The sequence below is a fragment of the Castellaniella sp. FW104-7C03 genome (assembly GCF_040276085.1).
In the GTDB taxonomy this organism is placed as follows: Bacteria; Pseudomonadota; Gammaproteobacteria; order Burkholderiales; family Burkholderiaceae_B; genus Castellaniella.
The window spans coordinates 68,345-85,522 of record NZ_JBELOK010000010.1 but is presented as its reverse complement, the minus strand read 5'-3'; the positions used below and the strand labels follow the sequence as shown (position 1 = coordinate 85,522).

The 17,178-nt window shown below is 60.2% G+C and carries 10 protein-coding genes; 3 read left to right on the top strand and 7 right to left on the bottom strand.

The genetic code is table 11. The annotated features are described in order from the left end of the window. Positions 1-2 precede the first annotated feature (2 nt). From tadA to recC, 6 genes are all read right to left on the bottom strand, one after another. Complete coding sequence (gene tadA / locus ABS758_RS14990; protein ID WP_492304511.1) at positions 3-1,526, bottom strand: tRNA adenosine(34) deaminase TadA; 1,524 nt, start codon at positions 1,524-1,526, stop codon at positions 3-5. Beyond that, entirely contained in the window at positions 1,519-3,021 is a 1,503-nt protein-coding gene (locus ABS758_RS12540; protein ID WP_350383189.1) for an NAD(P)H-hydrate dehydratase, read from the bottom strand. Before ABS758_RS12540 ends, tadA begins: the two co-directional genes overlap by 8 nt. After that, positions 3,018-4,664, bottom strand: a complete 1,647-nt coding sequence (locus ABS758_RS12535; RefSeq protein ID WP_350383191.1) for an acyl-CoA synthetase — start codon at positions 4,662-4,664, stop codon at positions 3,018-3,020. The genes ABS758_RS12540 and ABS758_RS12535 overlap by 4 nt, the downstream gene beginning before the upstream one ends. Before the next feature lie 66 nt (positions 4,665-4,730). Further along, positions 4,731-6,743, bottom strand: coding sequence for an exodeoxyribonuclease V subunit alpha (gene recD, locus ABS758_RS12530; protein WP_350383192.1), 2,013 nt, complete (start codon positions 6,741-6,743; stop codon positions 4,731-4,733). After that, positions 6,736-10,404, bottom strand: coding sequence for an exodeoxyribonuclease V subunit beta (recB, locus tag ABS758_RS12525; RefSeq protein WP_350383194.1), 3,669 nt, complete (start codon positions 10,402-10,404; stop codon positions 6,736-6,738). The genes recD and recB overlap by 8 nt, the downstream gene beginning before the upstream one ends. Beyond that, positions 10,401-13,982 carry an exodeoxyribonuclease V subunit gamma gene (recC, locus tag ABS758_RS12520; RefSeq protein WP_350383195.1) on the bottom strand — a complete coding sequence of 1,194 codons (3,582 nt, stop codon included), beginning with the start codon at positions 13,980-13,982 and terminating at the stop codon, positions 10,401-10,403. The genes recB and recC overlap by 4 nt, the downstream gene beginning before the upstream one ends. 183 nt (positions 13,983-14,165) lie before the next feature. Here recC and ABS758_RS12515 point away from each other — a divergent pair, with 183 nt between their 5' ends. After that, on the top strand, positions 14,166-14,948 hold the full coding sequence (locus ABS758_RS12515) for a YggS family pyridoxal phosphate-dependent enzyme (RefSeq protein ID WP_350383197.1): 783 nt from the start codon (positions 14,166-14,168) through the stop codon (positions 14,946-14,948). A gap of 19 nt (positions 14,949-14,967) precedes the next feature. On the opposite strand, the gene ABS758_RS12510 is transcribed toward ABS758_RS12515, so the two are convergent. Further along, positions 14,968-15,435, bottom strand: coding sequence for a C40 family peptidase (locus tag ABS758_RS12510; RefSeq protein ID WP_350383198.1), 468 nt, complete (start codon positions 15,433-15,435; stop codon positions 14,968-14,970). 92 nt (positions 15,436-15,527) lie between these two features. On the opposite strand from ABS758_RS12510, the gene ABS758_RS12505 reads away from it, so the two are divergent. Together ABS758_RS12505 and ABS758_RS12500 are read left to right on the top strand one after the other, a co-directional pair. After that, a complete protein-coding gene (locus ABS758_RS12505; protein WP_350383199.1) occupies positions 15,528-16,232 on the top strand; it encodes a c-type cytochrome in 705 nt (234 codons plus the stop codon). After that, positions 16,229-17,164 carry a c-type cytochrome gene (locus ABS758_RS12500; protein WP_350383201.1) on the top strand — a complete coding sequence of 312 codons (936 nt, stop codon included), beginning with the start codon at positions 16,229-16,231 and terminating at the stop codon, positions 17,162-17,164. The genes ABS758_RS12505 and ABS758_RS12500 overlap by 4 nt, the downstream gene beginning before the upstream one ends. Positions 17,165-17,178 lie beyond the last annotated feature (14 nt).

Sequence of the window (17,178 nt, the reverse complement as noted above, 5' to 3'; positions counted from 1 at the left end):
AATCAGTGTTCGTGCTCTTGCAACACCAGATGAGCCATGCCTTTTTCGGTGGCAATCCCAGCCTGAGCGCCCACAGGCAAGGTGGCCTTCACCTTGACATGCCCATACGGCAACCCCCTGACCACCGGCACTTTGACTGTGCTGCGCAACCAGTGCACCACAGAATCAAGGGTGTAGCCATTGTCGTGCGGCGCCAGACGGTAATCGGTGAAGTGCCCCAACACGATGGCAGCCTGCTTTGCCAGCACACCGGCATGCCACAGCTGGGCAAGCATTCTTTCAATGCGGAATGGGTGCTCGGCAATGTCCTCAAGAAATAAAATACCACCATCAATATCAGGCAAATAAGGGGTACCCACCAGCGATGCCACCATCGCCAGGTTGCCACCCCACAAGATACCCCGGGCATCTACAGGGTCTGCATCCGTGGTTTCGAAACTCAGGATTTCGAGCTCGCCCGACAAGGTCTCCTGAAACAGTGCCTGGGTCAGGTCATCCAATTTCTTTGCACCAAAATCGTACAGGGCGGTGGGCCCCGCCAGGCTGACAGCGCCTGTTTGTGCCAGCAGGGCCAAACTGAACGCTGTGAAATCACTTTGCCCAATAAAGGTTTTGCCGCTGTCAGCCACGGCCTGCCAGTCGATAAAAGGCAGCAGGCGGCTAAGCCCGTACCCGCCCCGCGTGGCCATCACTACCGGATGCTTTTGTTTCAGGGCACGCTGGATGCATGCCAGCCGCTGGCGATCAGTGCCGGCAAAACGCTCGTGCACTGCACTCACGGTGCGATCAAGCGTCACCCGATATCCCATCTCTTTGAGACGCTGTACAGAAAGATCCAGCACGGCGGGGTCCGGCACAGCCCCAGAGGGCGAGATCAGATAGATGCCGGACGGAGGTTCGTGGTGGTGCGCATGCTCGGCACCCGTGGGGCATGCCCAATGGGTATGTTCGGTGTGATTGCTCATGGTATTTGCCAAAGGTTTGATGGGCTTGATTTCCGGTAAATGGGTTGCTGCCGGCACAGCAGGTTCTGGTAGGGGTGCAGGTACGGCAGAACGCCGGCGGGCCCGAAAGAAATCGCGCAGCATGGTACCGGATTCTGATGCCAGAATCCCGCCGCGCACCTGCGTACGGTGGTTCAGGCGCGACACTGGAGATAAATCAACCACGCCACCACATGCACCGGTTTTTGGGTCGTTCGCGCCATAAACGATTTCTGCCAGCCGCGCATGAAACATCGCCCCCAGGCACATCAGACAAGGCTCAAGCGTGACATACAGGCGTGCGCCCGTCAGACGATAATTACCCAGTGCCGTGGCAGCCCGGCGCAACGCCACGACTTCAGCATGGGCTGTTGGGTCGTGATCGAGGATGGTGCGGTTATGGCCGGCAGCCAGCATCCTGCCGGTGGCATCCACCACCACGGCACCCACGGGCACCTCGCCCAGTTGCGCCGCCAACCGGGCTTGCTCAAGGGCCAGCGCCATGGCCGACTCATCATTCAGCACCACCGATGTCTCAGCCATACGTTTGCCGTCGAGGCTCGCCCAGACGGGCCAAAGTGGCCAGCGCCTGGGGAAACGCAGCGGGCAGATCTTCGGCTAGCAAACCAAGGCCTTGTTGGTCGGCTGCCAGACCATGCAACCAGACGGCAGCACATGCCGCCAGAAACCCGGGCATCCCGGCAGCCAACAGCCCTGCAATGGCCCCCGCCAACACATCCCCTGCCCCTGCGGTGGCCAAGGTGGGTGGCGCGTTGTCATTGATGACACTTGAACCATCCGGCGCGGCAATGACAGTATCAGGCCCCTTGAGCACCACGACAGCGCCGCAGGCCTGAGCTGCCGCACACGCCCGCTGACGTTTATCACCAGCCACCATGAACAGACGCGCGAATTCGCCTTCGTGGGGCGTCATGACACAGTGCGGGTGCAAGGCCCGAATCAGTATTTCGGGCTGATCTGCAAACACGCTGAGTGCATCCGCATCCAGCACGCAAGGCCGTTTTGTGTCCAGCATCGACAAAACCTGAGACCGGGTCAACGAAGAACGCCCCAGCCCTGGGCCAATCAGCAAAACCGAACGCCGTGCATCCGACAAGACCTTGTCCAGGCGGCCATCTGCCGGCAGGGCCTCTACCATGACCGAGGTGAGTGCTGTCGCCTGCACGGCCCATGCCGCCGGTGGCACAGCCAGCGTGACCATCCCTGCGCCAATGCGGGCGGCCGAGAGACACGCCAGGCGGCTGGCGCCAGGCATGGTTTCACCGCCGACCACCAGCACATGGCCACGCCGGTATTTATGATCCGAGGACTGTGGCCAGGGGAACCGGGACAGCCAGAGATCCGGGTCGTTGACCCAGGTGTCATGCGCGATATTGTCTAGCACCGATGGCGGGATACCAATATCCACACAGCGCGTCTCGCCGCACAAGCTGCGCCCCGGCAACAACACATGGCCAGGTTTGCGGCGAAAAAAGGTGACGGTAAGCGCTGCTTGTACGGCCGCACCGGGCGCCTGGCCGGTCGTGCCATCCAGCCCGCTGGGCACGTCCACAGCACATACCGGAGCCGACGCCGCATTAATAGCCTCAATCAGGGCTTTCAGGCCCGCATCAGGCGTACGGTTCAGGCCCGCCCCCAAGAGCGCATCCACAATCAAGCCGGCCCCTTCGAGCACCTGAGGCGACGCCGGTGCTATCTCGAGCCCCCAGGCTGCGGCAGCATTGGCGGCGTCTCCGCGCAGAGCGGAGGCGTCTCCCCACAGTGCCACGCGCACAGGCCAGCCAGCAGCCTGCAGACAGCGTGCAAGCACGAAGCCGTCTCCGCCGTTATTGCCCGGGCCGCACAACACCACGACAGAGGTGGGTGCCCAGCGGGCCTGGATTTCACGCGCCACGGCCGCCCCTGCGGCCGCCATCAAGGCGCTGGAAGCCCCCCCTGCTGACACTGCCGCCTGATCGGCTGCCACCATCTGGGCGGTGGTAAGCAAAACATGTCTGGAAGAAGCGGCGGGCATCATGATTTGCCGGCCACCTGCTGCCGGAGTTCGAATTTCTGTATTTTTCCTGTGGAAGTCTTGGGCAGCTCACCAAAGATAATGTGGCGCGGCACTTTAAAGCCCGCCAAGTGGGCCTTGCAATGCGCGATGATATCTTCTGCCGTAACGGTGGCGTCTGCCTTGAGTTCGATGAAGGCGCAAGGGGTTTCTCCCCAGCGCTCGTCGGGCTGGGCCACCACGGCCGCCGACAGTACTGCCGGATGGCGATACAGGACGTCCTCTACCTCGATGGAGGAGATGTTTTCACCCCCCGAGATGATGATGTCCTTGGAACGGTCTTTGATCTTGATGTAGCCGTCCGGATCCACCACAGCCAGGTCTCCGCTGTGAAACCAGCCACCCGCAAAGGCTGCCCGAGTGGCCTGCAGGTTTTTAAGATACCCCTTCATGCAGATATTGCCCTGAAACATGATTTCGCCCATGGTTTCGCCATCATGCGGCACTGCCTGCATCGTCTCGGGATCCAAAACATCAGCCGAGCGCTGGAGATGATAACGGACGCCCTGGCGTGAATTCAGGCGTGCGCGCTGGCCGATATCCAGATCCTGCCAATGTGCGTGCTTTGCACACGCGGTGGCCGGGCCATAGACCTCGGTAAGGCCGTACACATGCGTGAGGTCGATGCCCAGCGCCTCCATGCCTTCGATCATGGAGGCCGGCGGTGCCGCCCCCGCCACCATGGCGCTGACCCCTGGGGGAATACGATCACGCAAGGCCTGCGGCGCATTGACCAGCATGCTATGCACGATGGGCGCGCCACAATAGTGGGTAACACCATGCTCGACCATGCGGTCTATGATGGCCTGTGCATCGACCCGCCTGAGACACACGTTGACGCCGGTGCGGGCAGCGACTGTCCAGGGAAAACACCAGCCATTGCAGTGAAACATGGGCAGCGTCCACAGATAGACAGCATGCTTGGGCATGTCCCACTCAAGGATATTGGAGACCGCATTGATGGCGGCTCCCCGATGATGGTAGACAACCCCCTTGGGGTTGCCAGTGGTGCCGCTGGTGTAGTTCAGGGAGATTGCATCCCACTCGGACTCAGGCGGCTGCCATGAAAAATCTGCTTCACCCTGCGCCAGCAGGGCTTCGTACTCCAGTGTGCCAATGCGATCCCCGGAGCCGTCATAAAGCGGATCATCCACATCAATGACGAGCAGCGGTGTCTCGCGCTGACGCAAGGCCAACGCCTGAGACATGACAGCCGAAAACTCGCGATCAACAATCACGGCACGCGCTTCGCCGTGGTCGAGCATGAACGCCACAGTGGCTGGATCAAGCCGGGTGTTGAGCGTATTAAGTACCGCACCCGCCATCGGGATACCGAAATGCGCCTCTACCATGGCAGGGATATTGGGCAGCATCACGGCAACCGTATCGTCTTGCCCCAGACCATGCTGCAGCAGCGCACTGGCCAGCCGGCGGCACCGCTGATAGAGCTGGTGCCAGTTATAGCGCAGTGCCGATGGCCCCAGACCATGCACCACCGCCAGGCGATCAGGGTATACATCAGCGGCCCGCTCAAGATAGAACAAAGGTGTCAGCGGCGCAAAGTTGGCCGGTGTCTGCGGCAGATTCTGGTCGAAGATCGATGGCATGGACGTCTCCAGTAGAGGAACAATCATTTTAGCGGCGAAGCAGGCGTCTGCAGTGCTTGACCGGGCTCAGGGGTCCCAGATGCCGCCGGCCCGCCGGGTGCGCCGCAACACCGCCTCGCCCAATACCGAATCCCCTCCCGGCAGCACCAGCGCAAGATGCTTGCGGGCACGCGTTGCGCCGGTATATAGCAGCTCGCGGGTAACCAGGGGGACGGCCTGATCAGGCATCACCAACACCACACGATCGAACTCCGAGCCCTGGGATTTATGAACCGTCAGGGCGTAGGCCGTTTCGAGATCAGGCAAACGCGCAGGGGACACCCAACGCACTTTTTGCAGCCCTGTCCCGGCAAACGCCACCCGCAAGCGATGCGGCTTGCCTGAAGGGCCCGGCACGGGCAACACCAGTCCCATATCTCCGTTGGCCAGGCCCAGGTGGGGCAAATTGCGACGCACAAGCACCGGCTGCCCTGCATACCATTGGCGGGCATCGGGCGCGACCCACCCCAAGCTCTGCAAGGCGGTATGAATCTGCTGATTAAGCCCCTGCACCCCCCAAGGCCCGTCACGCAAGCCACACAGCACCTGAAAGCGGGTTTGCAGATGCAAGAGCTCGAGTGCCCAGTGATCCCACGACAACTGCCCGGCATCGTTGCCAGGACGTTGGTCACGCATGGCACTGAATACAGCCGGATAACCCGACGCCGACAAGGCCTCACAACGCTGCAGCCAGCCTGCACCCGAAAAACTCTGGAGATCTGGCAGCCCGGCATGCAGCAGCGCCCGCACCGCACGGATATCTCCCTGGTTCACGGCACCGGCAAAACGGCCAATCCCGCTATCGACACCAAACCTGCGGCTATGCCGCAACATCACGACAGCTTGCGACAAATCTGAGCCGGCCAGATCAGGACAATGCGGAGCCTGCGCAGGATCTTCCTGGGCGAGCGTCAGTGCCTTGGCAGCCAGCAACACATCCTGGCCAGATAAGTCGGCCAATGCGCGACACGTGGCTTCGGTGTAGTGCATGGCCTCTGCGTCGCGGCAAAGCTCGCCCAACACCGCGCCTGCTTCTACCGACGCCAGTTGGTCTTTGTCGCCCAGCAGTATCAGGCGTGCATGAGGTGGCAAGGCAGCGGTCACTGCATCTGCCATTTCGATATCCAGCATCGAAGCTTCATCGATCACCAGCACGTCAACATCCAGCGGGTGCCCCGCATGGTGGCGCATCTGCCGGGTATCGGGACGGCTGCCCAACAGCCGATGCACGGTCTGCACCCCCGAAGGGACGCTGTCCAGCGCTGCCTTCAGTACCAGATCTGCAGTAGCGAGAAGCGCTTGCAACTGATCTGAAATGGATTCGCTGAGCCGCGCAGCCGCCTTGCCGGTAGGCGCTGCCAACCGGATGCGCAAACCTTGAGAAACACCCCCCGCCTGCGCCAGGCCCTGCAAAATAGCCAGCAAGCGCACCACTGTGGTGGTTTTACCCGTACCCGGGCCGCCGGTGATGATGCTGAAGCGTTGTCGCAAGGCCATCGCACAAGCCAGCTTCTGCCAATTGAAGCCAGTGTCTTTTGGGGCTGGCGGAAAAAGCGTATCCAGCCACTGGCGAGCCAGAGCAACATTCACGGCCGGATCACCAACCGGCAACAACCGGCTGGCAATACTGTTGCGAATCCGGGTACCCGCATGCCAGTAACGTGCCAGGTAAAGGCGGGTGTCATGCAATACCAGAGGCTCGGGGCCGGTTCCATCACCGACAAATACCGCCGACGCCAACTGTTCAAGGCAGCGCTCGGGGGAGGCTGGCAAAAGCACTGCGGGGGCCATCAGATCCAGACATACATGGCCTTGGGCCAATTGGGCGGAGCACAGCAAGCCCAGCCGCAAGGCAAGAGGAGATGCACTGGGATCATGCTGAGCCAGGAAGCGGGCAAATGCCACATCCAGATTGCGCACGGGATCTTCCTGACCATACTGCAGCCAATCCGGCCAATGACCCGACTGCCCCCTCGGCAAATAGGGTGCCTGCACAGTGTTCTGATTTCCCGCCGATGGATCCGGAAAATGATCAGTCATAGGCAGGCTCCGGCCCCAGCAACAGCGCATCCAGCGCATCGACAAGGACTCTGGGCGGACGCAGGGAAATCAGGCCCTGCCCCGGAGACGGTTGGCCCCGAAGGAACATGTAGACAGCGCCCCCCATATGCCGGTGATAGTCGTAATCCGGCAGGCGGGCGCGCAGCTGCCGATGCAAGGCCAGCACATACATCAGCATCTGCACATCGTAGCGTGCAGCACACACTGCTTTGACCAAGGCGTCAGGCGCATAATCCTGCCACGCTGGCCCCAGATCATTTGACTTGTAATCGATCAGGTAATAACGGCCATCCACCTGTATGGTGAGATCGATAAAGCCCTTGAACAGGCCATTCAGCAGATGAGGCTCCAGTTCCGGCCGAGGGATCGCACCAAAGGTGCCGGCCGTGAGAGCTTTATCCAGCGTCTGCACAGACAGGTGCCGTACCGGCAGCCAGAACTCCATCTCGGGCAGACAACGCTGTACCTGGTTTAGCTGCAGCACGGGCGCTTGTGGCAAATCCGGAAGCCAGCGTGTCTGGGCAAACTGCAACAGCCAGTCGTACAACATGTCGATATGGGCTTCCCATCCACGCACAGCGCAACGCCGCGCAATCATGTCTCGCGCGCCCCCCTCCAGCTGGCGAAAATTGCGCCGCCCTGCCCACTCCAGCAAACCATGCAAAAAGGTACCGGCTTCACTGCCACGAGGAAACCCTGGCAGGGCTAGCGACGCGTCGCCGGTCTCCGGCTGGGACGCATGCACAGGGAAGTCTTCACGCAAGATCTCCCCCGTGACTGTCTCAGGGGCTTCCGGGCGTGTCCAGGACACGGCCTGGCCTGCATTATCCCAATGCAAGGCAGAATAACTGGCAATCCACCAGGGAGTATCCAGCACCGGCCGGGATAAGCGCCGGGCAGGCCCAGGCGCTTGAGCAGGGGAAACCACGGAAATGCCCGCCCAACCCTCCTGGCCCACTTCATCGCCTTGAGGACTATCCGGCAACCAGGCAAACTGATCCGGATACAAGCGGCAACGCTCATCCCAGGCATCTTTGAGAGGATCGCCCAGCGCATGGGCGATGCCACTGGTACTGCGCTTGTCGACATCAGCCAAAACCAGCCAGACGGCAAACTTTGCACGAGTCAGGGCCACATAAAACTTTCGGACTTCTTCGCCAAGTTGTTCAAGCGCCCATTGCTGCGTCTGGGCATCATCCAGCTGAAACAGCCACTGACGTCGACCGCCCCAGTGCAATTGCTGCGGCCCGGATTTGGGGCCCGGCCACCCACCGCTGCAGACAAACGGCAGAAATACCAAGGGGTACTCCAACCCTTTGGACTTGTGAACCGTGACCACACGAACCAGCTGATCATCACTTTCGAGGCGAACCCGCCGGGCATCCTCTGTGACGGCATCCTGCGCACTTTCACGTTGACGGGCAAGGTAATGCAATAGCGCTCCTTCGCTATCCAGCTGCACACTGGCCTGCTGCAGCAGCTCGGCCACATGCAGGCAATCCGTCAGCTGACGCTCTCCGGCAGCCCCCAGGGACAGCAGCCGCGCCGGCACATCAAAATCGCGGAACACCTGACGCAAGACAGGCAAAACACCCGCCTGGCGCCAGCGCACGGCATAAGCCTGAAATTGTTCCACCCGCTCATCCCAGGCCCATTCGTCATCCACGCATTGAGCCAGTTGTGATAAAGACTGCGCCAGCAAGGGTGTTGCCAGGGCTGCGCGAATGGCCGCCTCGTCCTGAGGATGTGCGCAGGCCTGCAGGATGAAGCCAATCTCCTGCGCGATCTCGGAGGCGTACACCGAACGCTGATCTGACAAATACACACTACGCACGCCCTGCACTGTCAGCGCATCCCGTACTGCCTGGGCTTCTCCCCGGGAATTCACCAATACAGCCACATCAGACGGGCGCACGGCCCGCAGGCCCTCGGCCGACAGGAAACCCGCCTGCCCCTCAGCACCGCCTCGAAGCACCTGAACGATTTGGCTTGCACAAAGCATGGCCGCTTTATTGCGATAGGCGGTATTTGACAAGGTATCGGCGTCTTCGGGGGTCAGCCAGGCGGCCTGCAGCACTGCCGGATGTTTGCCATCAAAGAACCAGCGTTCGGCCCGTCCCTCGGCCTGCACGGGATGAAAGGCAATGGACTCACCGTGCCGGGCGGTGGGAAACACCGCGCCGTCCTCGTGGCGATCGAAACAATGATTGACGGCCTGCACCAGAAGGCTGTCTGACCGATAGTTTCGGCTCAGGGTCTGGACGCGCCCGGCACAGGCCTGAGCGGCAAGCAGATAGGTTTGTACATCCGCCCCCCGAAACCCGTAGATGGCTTGTTTGGGATCTCCGATAAAGATCAGCGCGGTATCGGGTGAAGGCTCTGCCACCCGATAGATGCGATCAAAGATCCGGTATTGCAAAGGATCCGTATCCTGAAACTCATCAATCATCACCACGGGAAACTGGTGTCGCAAGGTTTGCGCAAGCGCCTCTCCCTGCGCCCGGCGCAAGGCGGAGTCGAGGTTGCTGAGCAAGCCATCAAAGCCCATCGCACCGCGCTGCGTCAGCATGGCCTGCAGCCGCTGCGCCATCCACACCAGCGCATGGTCATACACAGGCGCACGCAAGGCATGGGATAGCTGCGGCAATTGGGCCACCAGCGTCTGCACTACGTCGCTGCCTGCCGGCCAACTGGGCACCTGGCCTTCGCCACGCCAACGGCTTGCCAGCCCTTCTGGTGTGAGAGCAGCCAAACCCGTGTCAGTCAGCGCGGGCCGGATCTGCTCGTCATCAAGCACCCACGCGCGCAAAGCACCCAGCCACTTGCCTCTGGATCTGGCATCAATTTTGATTGCACCGCCCTGAGACTCAAGCCAGGCCTGGAAATCGTCCAGGGTGGCCTCGCAGGCCGCCTTAAGCACACGCACCTGGGCTTGCTGTTCGGCCATCCCCTGCCGACATGCTGATTGCAGGGAATCCATTTCGACCTGTGGCAGCCCCTCACGGGTAAGGGCCGAAGACATGGCTGCCGCCAGCGCATCCGGGTTGGCCCACATACCCAGCACAATATCCAGCGAGCGGCCATCCAGGGATGCCACGCAGGCCCGCCAATAATCCCAGGCGACTTCCCGTGTGAGGTCTGCCAGATTTTCGAGCAGTTGCTGATGAAACAGCTGACTGCTATCAAAGGCGTGTTCGCCAAGCACCCGGTTACACCAGCCATGGATGGTGGAAATTGCGGCTTCATCCATGGATTGTGCAGCCAGATCCAGCAAACGTGCGCACCCGGCCCATTGGGCTGTTGGATACTCTGCCCGCAAGGCACACAAAAACGGATCCTGACACTCCTCGGCAGAAACCGAAGGGCCAGCAAAGCAGGCAGCCGCCTGGATCAGGCGGCTGCGGATGCGATCCCGCAACTCGTGTGTGGCCGCCTCGGTAAACGTCAGCACCAGGATCTGCGCGGGCAGCCGCGCTGCCTGGCCACCGTGCCCAAGCACCAGACGCACATAAAGTGCGGCAATTGTCCACGTCTTGCCCGTGCCTGCACTGGCTTCTATCAGATGACTGCCACGCAGGCTGAAATGCAGGGGGTCTACTTGGGCAATAGCAATCGGGTCGATGCCAGGATGATTTGTCATACGGCATCCTCTTGCCGGAGGGCTTGCTTGCTACCCACTGAGCGCTGCTTTTTTTGTGGCAATGCTGCGGCCAGGGAACCATACAGTGTGTTGGCCAGATCAAAAAAACGACCATCCGACACCAGCTGTGCAAAATCTGCGTAGCTGCGACGCAGGCACAACGAACGATCTTGTGCCTGCTGATAGGCTTTCTCTGCTGCCTGCCACGCACCACTGTCAGGGTCTGGATCGGCACCCGCCCTAAGCCAGGCCGAAGCGGATTCGATCTCTATCGGCAATGGAGCTGATTGGCTCTGCTGCCAGACGGCCCACCAGTTGCCCCACACGCGCTGCGCCTCGTGCACGGGCAAAGGGTCAAACTGGATTTTTCCTTTGGGTGAAATCAGCACCAGGGTGGAAGGCCGCGCCCAGACATGCGCGGTAATATGTTCAACCCACGCAGCCACCATGTTTTTAAATGCGTAATGACTGCTGGACTTCACCAGGTGGCTGGGCTGCAGGATGACTCGCGCCCATTGGCCGTCGGTACTTTGCCGCCAGCCTCCAAGGGTGTCTTCAAACGCAGCAAGGTTGCTGGTGCCCGGCAGCATCTGGGAAAGTCGCAAGGAATGACCTTTTGCGTCAAGCGGCCACTGGGTGCACGCCTCTACGTACTGCTCGATGGCGGGCACCAATGAGGCTTTGATACGCGTGGCAATCGCGTCTCCCAGGCTGCCGTCGACAATTCCCCCCTCTCCTTGCAAGCGGAGCAAGGTCTTATCCAACGCTGCCATCAGGCCGGCTTGAGGGCTGTTTGCCAGATCCACGCCTGAAGATGCCGCCTGGCAAACCGCCTCCAGCAAACGGCCGTCTAGCTGCCATTTCTGGAGGCCGTCGTACAGATATGGTTCTTCTTCATCTTCCGCCTGAGTCATGTCATTGAAGCCCACCCGCAGGCGCCGACGATAAAACTGCTCGACAGGGGTCTTTAAAAAACGTTGCAAATCTTCCAGCTTCAGCGTTGCCTTGACGTCATCGTCTGGCTGCGCAAGCACAGCAGACGGCTGCGTAGCCGGGAGGCGAGAGCGCCACTCATGCGCATAGGTGAAGAGCGCTTTGGCGCCGGCCAATGGGTTGGATGGAAAGTACCGAAGGCTGAACGGCTGAAGGGGGTGCAGGCATGTGAGGGCTTCAGAGACAGGCACCTGGGTATCGGTACACTGCCAGCCACGATCAAGGTGATCCCGCAGTTGCGAAATCAAGACGGACGGTGGCTGCTCTGCGTTATCCAGGATGCTGCGTCCAACCCACGAGAGATATAACTGGTCGCGCGCAGACAGCACTGCCTCGAGAAACAGATAACGGTCGTCTTCTCGTCGGGAACGATCGCCCGGCCGAGGATGGCTGACCATCAAGTCCATATCCGAGGGCACCGCCCGACGCGGAAACTCACCATCCTGCATCCCCAGCAGGCACACCCGACGGAAGGGAATGGCGCGCATGGGCATCAAGGTTGCAAACGTGACAGAACCCGCAAAGAACCGCTGTGACAAACCTGAGCGATCGATCTGCGCCAGGCAATGTTCGGCCACGATAGAGGAAGGCAAAGGCTCTTGCAGGCCAGCGGCCTCGCAGTGCTCGAACCAGGCCAGCAGCGATTCACGAAACTGCCCCAGAATCAGGGCCTCGGCATCGGTATCCGGCACAAAAAAGTCTGCCAGCAAGGACTGAAACTGGCTTAGCCACTGCCCTGGCGTGGCCTGTTTGGCCAGTATCTGCCAATAGTGATCCAGCCGATCCAGCAAATGTCCGATTCCACCCAGGACAACTGCCTGCAGCCCGGAGGGCTCGGCATAGGGCTCGATACCTTGCCAGGCAGAGGAACTGGCGCCCGCCGCATGCCCCAGCAGCATACGGTCGAAGCCAAATTGCCAGGTATATCGATAGGCCGCTTGTGGTGACTGGGCAAGATCAAACGAATCCCGATGGCCCGCATGCAGGCCCCAGCGCACCCGGGCTTCACGTGCCCAGGCCTGAACGGCGGGCAAGTCTTCTGCAGAGATCTCAAAACAGCGGCGTAAGGCCGGTACCTCCAGCCATTCCAGCACTTCGTAGAGACCCAGGCGTTGTCGCGGCAAAAACAGCAGCTGTTCGAGCACCACCATCAGCGGGTCGGTCTGGCGGGTGCTGCGATCTGCCAGGTTGTAGGGAATATGACGCGCATCCTGAGGCCCATACAAGCCAAAGACTGCCTGAATATGCGGGGCGTAGGTGTCGATGTCAGGCACCATGACGATGACATCCCGTGCATGCAAGGAAGGATCTGCATCGAATGCTGCCAGCAGCTGGTCCTGCAGGATTTCGATCTCGCGCAAGGCACCGTGCGCCACATGAAAGCAGATGGAGTTGTCTGTCGTGGGATCGATGGCAGGCCAGCGCTGGCGGGTTTCGCTCAGCGGCCGAAGATCACGCATATCATCCTGCAACTGCGCCAGCAACGTAGCACCCGGCAGCGTCTCGAAGGCATCGATGCGTTGATGCAGGGCATCAAACTGAGGAATCCAGCGGTCTCTCTGGGCCGGATCATCAAAATCATCCAGCATGCCGATGTAGTCACGCCCCTGGCGCCCCCACGAGGCCAACAGGGGATGGGTTTGCTGATGCAAGGCAGCTTCATCCAGATGGTCCGGCAAACCCGGGCGGCGCGCCTGACGCTTGAACCGCGCCCGCAAGACCTCCCGCCCGCCCTGGATATCGGCCCAATAGTGGGCACAAGGGTTATGGACACACACCAATACCTGAACCCACCGGGACAGGGCGGCCAGTGCTTCGAATGCCTGACGGGGCATGGCAGAAATCCCGAACACGAGAATGCGACGTGGCAGCCCCTGTGGCCGTTGGTCCAAGCGCTCTGTCTGCACTTTAGCCATAAAAGCTTCGTGGATGGCTGCGCGGCCGACCACGGGACGGCCTCCCGCCTGTAAAAAGCCGCACACCTGGGGATCCGCCGCCAGATCGGCCAACAGATCCTGCCACAGGTGTGCCTGCCAAACTTGCGTTTCGGGGATATCGGGCTCGGCATGCATCCCTGGAAGCACTTGCCTGCCCTCAGCCCAGGCCTGCAACCAATCAGCCCGGTACACCTGGTACTGGTCAAAAATATCAGCCACCTGACATGCCAGCTGGTAGCGCTTGCGCACATCAGGATCATCTGCCAAAAACTGCTGCAGGACGGCGTACCTGGTCTGAGCAGACAGCTCCGGCAGCAGGCGCATGAGCCGCCAGACGAGTGCATCCTTGTCCAGGGCCGAGCGCTCGGGCACCGACTCTGGCCCCAGCACGCTGCGGTAGGCTTGCCACATAAAGCGGGACGGCAACAGAAAATCCAGGGCTGCGGCCACGCCGCCGTATCGGTTGTCGGCAAGCGCCAGCCGCAGCCACTGGGCGATGCCGTTGCTTTGCACCAAAACGCATTCGTTTTCGAGGGGTTCCAGCGGGCTATGCTGCATCCAGGCAGCCAGCACATCTCTCAGCTGTTCGGCGCGATTGCCGTGCACCAGCACCAATCCTGGTGTCAGTTCGATGGCCTGCGTGTTCATCTCCCTCCCTGTTTCCGGATGCTTGCGCCACGACATTTGACATCATACGGGATCCAGGCAGCGGCCCGGGCCGGGCAGGCAAGCCAGGGCTTTTGCACCGGCGCACAGATGATGGGTACGCAAGGCCACCGTGATAAAGAGGTATCCTTTAGGGCGCCGACCCGCTTTTTTTCGAGAACCACCATGAGTGCTGCTGCCCCTGCCCGCCCGGCCTACCACACGGCCACCTCACAAGAAGAAATCCAGGCAAACCTTGCCGATATCCAACAACGCATTCTGGCGGCCTGCCAGCGTGCCGGCCGGGATCCGGCCGAGGTACGGCTATTGCCTGTCAGCAAAACAGTGGATGAAGCCAGGATCCGCATGGCCTACGCTGCCGGGTGCCGCCTGCTGGGCGAAAATAAGGTACAAGAAGCCTACGGCAAATGGGAATCCATGCAGGATCTCTCTGATCTGAACTGGGCGGTCATTGGCCACCTGCAAACCAACAAGGCCAAGTTTGTAGCCCGCTTTGCCACAGAGTTTCAGGCACTGGATAACCTGCGGGTTGCCGAAGCACTGGATCGCCGACTGCAGGAAGAAGGCCGCGCCCTGGATGTGTTTGTGCAAGTCAACACCTCGGGCGAGGCCAGCAAGTTTGGCCTTGCTCCTGATGAGGTCGTGGCATTTGCACGCGCCTTGCCTGCCTATCGTGCTTTGCGTGTCCGCGGGCTGATGACGCTGGCTCTGTTTTCATCCGACCAAGATCACGTACGACCCTGTTTTCGGCTGCTGCGCAGCCTGCGCGAGCAGTTGCGCCAGGATGCCCCCCAGGGCGAGGCATTTGCCGAGCTATCCATGGGTATGTCCGGCGATTTCGAGTGGGCCATCGAAGAAGGCGCCACCACTGTGCGGGTGGGCCAGGCCATTTTTGGTTCTCGCAAACTGCCCGATAGCCACTACTGGCCAGAAACAGACAAACAGTAGTACCCGGCAGCACGCTGCCTTATCGGGCAAACAGGGTACCCACCGACTGAAAGTGCCGCCGATAATAAGCACTATCCAGAGAATCAATACGCACGTGCCCTCCTGTTGAGGGCGCGTTAATGAAGCGGCCATCACCCACATAAATACCCATATGCGAATTACGCCGCCCCAGGGTATTGAAAAACACCAGATCACCCGGCTGCAACTGGCTGCGAGGCACCGGATGACTGAGTTGAGCGATCTGATCAGTGTTGTGCGGCAGCGACGTATCTGTAGCGGTGGCAAACACATACTTGACCAGGCCACTGCAATCGAAGCCACCAACAGGCCGCGCACCACCATAGCGATATTGGGTGTCCAGAAGGCTTAACGCCGTCAGCACAACTTCCGTGCGCTGGGCCGGGCTGATATGCGGACCTTGCGCAACACCTGAGCGGCCGCCCTGAGGGCCGGCACACGCCACCAGCAACATTGCTGCGGCAAACACAGCACAAAGCCGTAAGATCCGACAAGGGAAAATGGCGGCAATGTCTATAATTAAACGATCCAAAAGGTCATCCAACTCTCAAGAGACGAACCATGAAATCAACCACCAGGCCTATCAATTGCCTGTTACTGTTGGCAGGGTGCCTCAGTTTGGCAGTGATGTCTACTGCGTGGGCCGACACGCAACAGGATGAAGGCAAAAAAATATACACCCAAGGGGCCGCAGGCACGCCTGCCTGTGCCACCTGTCACGGTGTCAATGCCGAAGGCAATGCCGCTGCAAGCTTTCCCTACCTGGCGGGCCAAGGCAAGACATATCTGGCCGAGCAATTAACCTATCTGGCAGACGGCACCCGGGAAAGCGCCATTATGAAACCCATGGCATCTGCGTTATCTGGCAGCCAGCGTGAAGCGGTCGCTGCCTACGTCAGCTCGTTGCCGCATCCATGGGATCCCAACATAATCGCCACCAAAGCAGACACTTACCCAGCGCCGATCAACAGCGGCGCATGGCTGGCCAACCGAGGTGACTGGTCACGCGATGTTCCCGCATGCACGCAGTGCCACGCGGCCGGCGGCATTGGGGTCGGAAGCCAGTTTCCGGCGATCGCCGGGCTAAGCAAAAACTATATCGTGGCGCAGTTCAACTTATGGAAGGCCGACAAACGCCCCGGCGGCCCGGGTGCCCTAATGGGTAATATCGCCAAGCGTCTGACGGATAACCAAATTGATGTGGTTGCGAGCTATTTTGCCGATCTTCCCCAGGCAAACCAAGCCGCCAATGGAGCAAAAAAATGAAATGGACACCTCTTTGCTTCTGTATAGCCAGCGCCCTTACTTTCCATACTGCTCTGGTACAAGCCACCCCGGAAACCCCCAAGGCCACAGCGCCAACAGCAAAAGCAGCGACGCCCCCTCAGTTCACGCCTCCAGCAGCCGATAGTATTCCGGACGGCGATTTCGGCGACTCCGTGCGCCGTGGCCAGGATATTTTTCTGCATACTTCAAAATTTGCCGGCAGCTACGTTGGCAACTCGATGAATTGCGCAAGCTGCCATATGGACGCCGGCCGTCAAGCTAATGCTGCACCACTATGGGCAGCCTACGTGCTGTACCCTGCTTACCGATCTAAAAATGGTCATGTCAATACCCTGGCAGAACGCTTGCAAGGCTGCTTTCAGTTCAGCATGAACGGCAAGGCACCCCCGGCCGAAAGCCAGACGATTGTCGACCTGCAAAGCTATATGTACTGGATGGCCAAAGGCGCCCCCACGGGAGTAAAGCTGCCAGGCCAGGGATTTCCAAAGCTGGCAGAACCAAACCAGCCCGCCGATTATGTGCGCGGACAAAAAGTGTTTGAACAACACTGTGCAGTGTGCCACGGTGCAGAAGGCCAGGGCCAGCACGATGCCACCGGAGGAATGGTGTTTCCGGCATTGTGGGGCGATGACTCCTACAACTGGGGTGCCGGGATGCACTCTGTCAGTACCGCGGCGGCATTCATCCACGCCAACATGCCATTAAGCCAAGGGGGCAGCCTTTCAGAGCAATCGGCTTGGGATGTTGCGTATTTCATTAACGCCCACGAACGCCCACAAGACCCCCGCTTCAAAGGCGATTTGCAAGCCACCATCAAAGCACATCATGGCGGCAAGCACGATCTTTACGGACAAGTGGTGAACGGCATCGTATTGGGCGCCCATTCCACGCCTTCCGGCCCCCAACCTTAAGCACAAGCCAGCTA